Here is a 6,646-nt window from a genome sequence, read left to right on the forward strand (position 1 = left end):
CTATTTCCCCTCCACGATTGTCTTGTTACCGTTGTTTCGCTCTTGGAACGATTCACTCAAAAAGCCCGCTAACATACCTGCAATCGCTGCAATCATTAGCCCGCCCTCAATATTGTTAACCGACATGGCAACCGAAGTGACCAATGAAACCACAACACACACAACGACGGGTAGAGTTCGGATTAATGGGAACACCAAAGCGATAAAGGTTGCTGCGACCGCGAAGTCGAGCCCAATCTCATTAAGCGAAGGAATTTGGCTTCCCGCGACAATGCCGACAAAGCTCGCAATATTCCAAACGAGATAAAAACCGCCGCCTACACCCGCAGCATACCAGCGATTAAATTCTTTCTGAGACTGCCCACTACAAATCGCGAACAGCTCATCGGTGAGCCAAAATCCGAGTAATAGACGCCAACGCGCAGGAAGATGGCTAATTTTGTCACGCATCGATACGCTATACAGAAAGTGTCTTGAGGTGATGAACAGTGTGGTCAACAACATAGTGCCTAAACCAATACCCGCTTTGAACATACCCGCAGCGACAAGTTGCGCTGAGCCAGCAAACAAAATAGCCGACATCGCTTGCGCTTGAAGTTGATTCAATCCGGCATCTATCGCATATGAACCGGCTAGAATTCCCCAAGGGATTACCGCAATACTCAAAGGCATTCCCGCTAAAACGCCTTTCCATAACTGTGTTCGTCTATCCATTGTTTCACTATCCATATCATTCTTTTCTCTCTTTACATTCGCTATTCAATGTAAGAAGAGTGGAGTCGGTTCGATTGTACAAACTTGCTCGATTTCGCGAACCAATTAAGGTGTCCGATTTAGAGCATTTTAATGTATTGCCCCGGCGTGTAGCCATTGGCCTTTTTGAAGTGTCGATGAAAATGGCTTTGGTCGTGAAAGCCAGACTCTTGCGCGGTGTCTGAAATGGTATGTCCTTGTTTCAATAACTTACGCGAAAGCCTTAACCGAGATTGGATTTGATACGCATGTGGCGGAAGACCAAACTCTTTTTGAAAAGAACGCACTAAGTGAAACGGACTCAATGCCGCTAACTTAGACAGCTCCTCTAGGGACACATCGGCTTGTGGAAAATCATCTAAGAACTCTTTCACCAAGACAAGCTGGCGCTGAGTTTTTCCGTCGAGTTGAGGGTTAAGCGGCGATTTTCCGTGTCGGCTAATCAGTTTAACCAACATCCCGTACATCAAGGTCTCTCTTAACAAGCGATTGTCAGATTCATCAATCGTGTTAAAGACTAATCTCAATTGATTGGCGAGTTCAGGATCTTCAACAACCGCTCTTGGGAAGTAAGGCGCGCCGTAATTGGGTAGGTTTAGCTCTTGAGTGATCTTGGCAAGTTGATCTGGGAGTGGATACATGGCTCGATACGCCCAACCGCCTTCAGTGGCGGAGTGACCGCTATGAACTTCGTCGGCATTGACCAGAATAATCGCATTTTGTGGCGCAATATGATGTCCGCCCGTTCGATAGAAACGCTGAGCGCCCTGCTCGATGACTCCCAGCGTATAGCCCTCGTGGCTGTGGCGCGAGAAGTTCTGCTTTTCGTATTCAGCATTAAGAATTTCAAGGCCGCCGAGCTCTTCGGTTATCTTATATTCGGCCTTTTCTTTAGAGCGTTTATTGTTCTCCATAACAATTCCTAAGCCTGTTAATTATCGAGCGACTTATCAGTCTACTCTATTGTCTCTTTCAGCTTTTGTACAAAATTGCGCTTTTGCTTGTTAAGACCGTTTTTATCACTGGCTTAATAACGCTTTCTAACTGGGAGGAAAGTCTTGGTCTATAAATAGTTGGCGAAAAATTGACAATAATTTAATCATACATGCCAATACTGTCTTCAAATCATCGGCAACAGACCTGATACAACATGAAAAATACACTGATCCTTTTCTTTTTCCTGAGCCTAGCAGGGTGCACTCATAACCAATCCAAAGCACTGAGCATGAACTCCTCGTCAGTCAATACATATCCTCAATCGATGTCGGACCTGCAACTGTGCGACACCTTGTATTACGGGCGCTCAAGCAACCAGACACTCGCAGCAATTGGCAGTGAATTCAATCGAAGAGGGTTATCAAAAAGTTGGTGTGACACCGAAACTAATAAGCTTTATTTAACCAAGACAATCGATTGGGTTGCTGACCAAGTAGAAGGCAAAGAAGATTCAGAGGAAGAAGCGTCGGCAGTGGTGTTGCCAGCGAATTAGAACGGGTTAGCAATGTTGTTTGCTTATTAGCCGAGCTACCTAGTCAGGACTAGCCGAACTTACTTTATTGTTCAGGCACATCATTGATATGTTGTGACACACGAACTAGCTTACTGGTTTTAAAACCCATGCTCTGCGCCCGTTCAATCAGCGAGTCTAAGTCTTGTTTGGTGAACTCTGCAGTGCGATACAAGATCTGTAAGGTATTTTTGGTAGGACCCACCAACAAAGCCTGAGTGTAATCTTCATTCAAGAAAATTACCTTTCTCTGCTTCTCATAAGGGCTATTCGCTTCGACTGAAAACCACGCTTCGGTTTGAGAGCCCTTAAATGTTGCGGCTTGTTCTTTGGTCTTCCACTCATTCTTTTTCGCGTTGTAGCCTCGAGTTGTCAGCTTAAGATTACCGTCAGATTCAAATAAAAAGCTAAACGACAAAGAACCGAGCTTTGATTGCAATGGATGCGGGATAAAACAAGCGGAATACCATGTACCAGCGAAGCGTTCGGCATCAAAGTCAGAGGCGGGGATTTTAGACGTAGGTTTACTGCCACGAAACGTAAACAACAGCTTAATCATTAGCATCGCTAATATTTTGTATGTCATGTCACTTACTCTTTATTCGATTGTTATTAGACCCACACCTTCGATCGCATAATCAGTCGACGAATTGGTCTGTTTTTACAAGCTTAGCCAACAAGGTCTGTAACTGCTTGGATTCGTCTTCACTCAACGCACTCTGAAACTGCTCGCTGATACTATCGACCATAGGCTCACAATATTCGGCAAGCTTCTTGCCCTCTTCCGTTAAAGAAAGAAGTTTTACCTTCTTGTTCGTTTCACTCTTGCTGGCCTCAATAAGGTTCAGCTTAATCGCGTTATCAACCAAACGCTTGGTCACAGAGCGATTTCGAAGCAAGTAATTGGTTAACTCTTGCTGAGTGATTTTGCCATGCTTATCTAACACTCGAAGCGCACCAAACATCTCTAGAGAAATGCCCGAAGTGGTGCCCATCTCAGCGGTGACTTGAGCTCGAAACTGTTTGTAAGCAAAGCCCATTAAGAACATAGGATTGCTGTCGAGTGCATCAATTCCGGTGATGGATAATGCTGGTTGATTTTCCATATATAATTCCTTGGCAGACCACTAATAATACCAACACGATGGACATTAACTCTGCACGAAAGTAGGTATCTTGCAAACCAAGATCGGTTGCTGAAACATAGAGTTGCAATGGTAGCATAGTTCCTAACATCGCTTCAGTATGCATACCTCGCACGCCACCACGACTGCCGCTGATCCAAATTGCTATCATGGTCACCAAGCTTGTTAGTCCAATGATATACACCCAATTATAGGAGTGTTGCCCCGCTAACAAGGTTACGAAGACCAACGCCAATGCACAACCACCAACGTGGGCTTGTAAACAGTTTTTCACCACCATTTGATAGTTCATGCGTTCACTTTGCGCAGCCGCAATAATCACAGGCATCATACAGAACGTCGCGGCAATCAAATCGACCATCATCAAAAATGCTAAACCAACTCCAAGCATGACCACATATATCACTCGCTGCTGGTACGTCACAGGAACACTTTGCATTGGCAGCGGCGACATCGCTTTGGGCGGCTTTAAGAACAGCATCACAAATCTCACCACAACCATGGTCGTCACCATGCTCACTGCTATATCGCGAACCCAGTCCGTCATCGGCATTGGGCCATGTTGTGCAAACACAATCACCAAAAACCAATTGAGCAATGGGATGTAGATTTTCCCAAGTTTGGCAGGCGTGTCGGCCCACCTTCTTGCTAAATCAAATACCCATAAACTGATCCCCCAAACCACTGCCGGGTGTGAGGCAAATAACTGATCGACAAGCAGAGCCACACAAGCGACACCCAAGATAGGGAGAAACGCTTTGAGCATACCTCTCACTGAGTAGTCGTTAATCTTGGTCGCCGCCATTACCGGATAAAGAGCGAGGTACGCCGCAACACCTAGCTGTAGCCAAAGTTGAGCCAACATACCCAAAGACACGATAGCGCTGATCCAAGCTACTTCAGACCAGTTAATCGGGCCTCGAACTTCGTTATTCATAATCTGCCTCTTAGGTCGTAAATCGTTATTTCGTCAGTGGGTAGTCAGTTAGTCGATGATTGAAGAGCACAGTTAAACTAGGTAACGAATGCGAGCTAGCACTTCCATCCATGCACTTCCGATCACATCCCAAAACGTCGCTTCAGGCACCACCATCACGCTCACTTTAGAGCCTGAGAACAATGAGTGATCAAGTGACGGCAACGTTACTTGTGTACGCACTTTTTGTTGGTCTCGAATCCAGCGATCATCATTCACGACTTTCGCGAGGCCGCTGTTGTCGCTGCTCGCATCATAGATAGCCAGTTCACGACCTTGAATATTTCCCTCAAACACCTCACCAGGCATTGCATCAAACACCAAACGAACGGTTGTTCCCGCAGTCAGATTTGCACTGCCCTTTTCGTTGAAGTCTGCGTTAATCCAAGCATGCTGGCGATCAACCAAAAACAAAACGGGGCTGCCAGCGCCAACATAGGTTCCTGAGTTAAGGTTGAGATTGCTGATTACGCCATCAACAGGCGCGACGATTGTCGTTTTGTCCAAATCCAATTGCGCCAGTTCAACGCGAGTTCGAGCAACAGCCAAAGCACCGTTGTCGCTGCTTTTCTCAAGCTCAGCTTTTATCTGCTCAATATCGGCTTGCGCAGCTTCGACGGCTTGCTGTCTTACAATAGTGTCCGATCGGCTATCGTCTAGCGTTTCTTGGCTAACAAGTTTTCTCGAAATCAATTGCTGGTTACGCTTCAATTTTCTCTCGGCATTCAGAGCTTCGTGTTGGCGCTGACGTAACGTCGCTTCCGCGCCATGCAAGTGCTGCTTGTTTGCTTCATAGCTTTGCTCTGCTTCAACCAAAGCCGCTTCAGCCTGAGTTAACGCCAATTCAAAACGAGTTGGATCTAAGCGAACTAGCAGTTCCCCTTTTTTTACATCCTGACCATTCTTAACAGCCAACTCCACCACTGGCGCCGACACTTCTGCAGCAATACGGCTGGTTGGAATGTGCAATTGAGCTTGAGTTGTGAACGGCGCAAGGTTGTCACTTGCCACCAAGAAAAGAGCAAACAAGGCACTGGTGCCAAGTGTTAGATAGAGCATCCATTGATACGCTTTATTAGCCATAATGTTTCACCTGCAACAAAATAATGCGCTCATTGTATTGATTTTTGTTTCAGATACAACATAAATCAAAGGTGAGTATCTTAAAGATCTTGCGAGAAGTACAGCAAGCTACTGTTTATGAAAGATATAAATAGAAATTTAGATAAGAAAAAGTCGTGTAGTTAGTTTGGGAAGCAAGAGTTCCAGAAGTTATCTAATGCCTTTGCTCACAATGATATGCATTAACATTGATATTCTTTAACATTTGATTAACCAACTTATCCATTAAAACTATAAGGAAATAAAAATGAAGTGGATATTTGTTGTATTCGTCAGTGTTTTCTCAGTATTTACTTACGCAAAAGATTGGAAGCAAATCCGATTTACGGTGGAAGGAGCATACCCACCATTCAGCTGGACAACGCAAGATGGTGAATTAGAGGGGTTTGAAGTCGATTTAGCCAACGCCTTGTGTGTCGAATTAGAAGTAAAATGTATCATCTCAAAAACTGACTGGGACGGGATTATCCCTTCGCTTTTAAGCCGTAAAAACGATGCAATTATAGCGGCTATGACAATTACCGAAGAACGTGAAAAGAAAGTTAACTTCACGATGCCTTACGCTAAAGTTCCCACTCGTTTTGTCATGGAAAAAGGGCGTGAAATCAATATGGATGACGGCAGCTTAAATGAACTAACAATTGGAGTTCAGCGCGCTACCATTGGTGACAAATACCTTTCCGAGATCTACCCAAATGTAGATATCAAGCGTTATGGATCATTCGACGAAGCCTTTACCGATTTACTCAACGGGCGCCTAGATAGCGTGTTTGGTGGTTCTATGGGACTCAATACGGGCTTTCTTGAAACGGAGCAAGGTAAGGACTACCACTTTACGGGTCCTAAATTTACAGAAGAAAAATGGTTCGGGCGTGGTATTGGTGTCGCGGTACGAAAACAAGATAATGAACTCAAAGATCTTATTGATGACGGTATCCAGCGCTTGATCGACAATGGTCAGCATCAAAAAATCGCAAGTAAGTATTTTTCATACAGCATTTACGAATAGTTTGGTATGCAGTGTGGACTAAACTAATTGCGAACTGTGTTCACTTTAGAAAGCATCAGATAGCAAAAAGCCGCTCATAATGAACTGACCCCCAATAGTTGGACACCAATTATTGGGGGTCTTTTTATGTCCAA

Annotated in this window: 8 protein-coding genes; 2 read left to right on the forward strand and 6 right to left on the reverse strand. The window is 44.7% G+C overall.

Annotated features, from left to right (window positions below):
* Window positions 1-729, reverse strand: a complete 729-nt coding sequence (locus AB6F11_RS16005) for an AzlC family ABC transporter permease (RefSeq protein ID WP_029235402.1) — start codon at window positions 727-729, stop codon at window positions 1-3.
* Window positions 730-833: 104 nt separating this feature from the next.
* Window positions 834-1,667: an AraC family transcriptional regulator gene (locus AB6F11_RS16010; protein ID WP_102320559.1), complete on the reverse strand. Its 834-nt coding sequence runs from the start codon at window positions 1,665-1,667 to the stop codon at window positions 834-836.
* Between the two features lie 236 nt (window positions 1,668-1,903).
* Here AB6F11_RS16010 and AB6F11_RS16015 point away from each other — a divergent pair, with 236 nt between their 5' ends.
* The gene (locus AB6F11_RS16015) at window positions 1,904-2,242 is read left to right on the forward strand and encodes a hypothetical protein (protein ID WP_081324485.1); all 339 of its coding nucleotides are present in this window, start codon (window positions 1,904-1,906) and stop codon (window positions 2,240-2,242) included.
* A gap of 64 nt (window positions 2,243-2,306) precedes the next feature.
* Here the strand turns inward: AB6F11_RS16015 and AB6F11_RS16020 are convergent, their stop codons facing one another.
* From AB6F11_RS16020 to AB6F11_RS16035, 4 genes are all read right to left on the reverse strand, one after another.
* Window positions 2,307-2,846, reverse strand: a complete 540-nt coding sequence (locus AB6F11_RS16020) for a lipocalin family protein (protein ID WP_017062226.1) — start codon at window positions 2,844-2,846, stop codon at window positions 2,307-2,309.
* 52 nt (window positions 2,847-2,898) lie between these two features.
* Entirely contained in the window at window positions 2,899-3,366 is a 468-nt protein-coding gene (locus tag AB6F11_RS16025; protein ID WP_017062227.1) for a MarR family winged helix-turn-helix transcriptional regulator, read from the reverse strand.
* Window positions 3,329-4,342: a DUF2955 domain-containing protein gene (locus tag AB6F11_RS16030; RefSeq protein WP_017070267.1), complete on the reverse strand. Its 1,014-nt coding sequence runs from the start codon at window positions 4,340-4,342 to the stop codon at window positions 3,329-3,331. Before AB6F11_RS16030 ends, AB6F11_RS16025 begins: the two co-directional genes overlap by 38 nt.
* A gap of 72 nt (window positions 4,343-4,414) precedes the next feature.
* Window positions 4,415-5,464: an HlyD family secretion protein gene (locus tag AB6F11_RS16035; RefSeq protein ID WP_017062229.1), complete on the reverse strand. Its 1,050-nt coding sequence runs from the start codon at window positions 5,462-5,464 to the stop codon at window positions 4,415-4,417.
* Between the two features lie 286 nt (window positions 5,465-5,750).
* On the opposite strand from AB6F11_RS16035, the gene AB6F11_RS16040 reads away from it, so the two are divergent.
* Window positions 5,751-6,512: a transporter substrate-binding domain-containing protein gene (locus tag AB6F11_RS16040; RefSeq protein ID WP_017070266.1), complete on the forward strand. Its 762-nt coding sequence runs from the start codon at window positions 5,751-5,753 to the stop codon at window positions 6,510-6,512.
* Window positions 6,513-6,646: the final 134 nt, after the last annotated feature.

It is taken from the genome of Vibrio sp. 10N.247.311.14, assembly GCF_041467715.1.
GTDB classification, from domain to species: Bacteria; Pseudomonadota; Gammaproteobacteria; order Enterobacterales; family Vibrionaceae; genus Vibrio; species Vibrio crassostreae_C.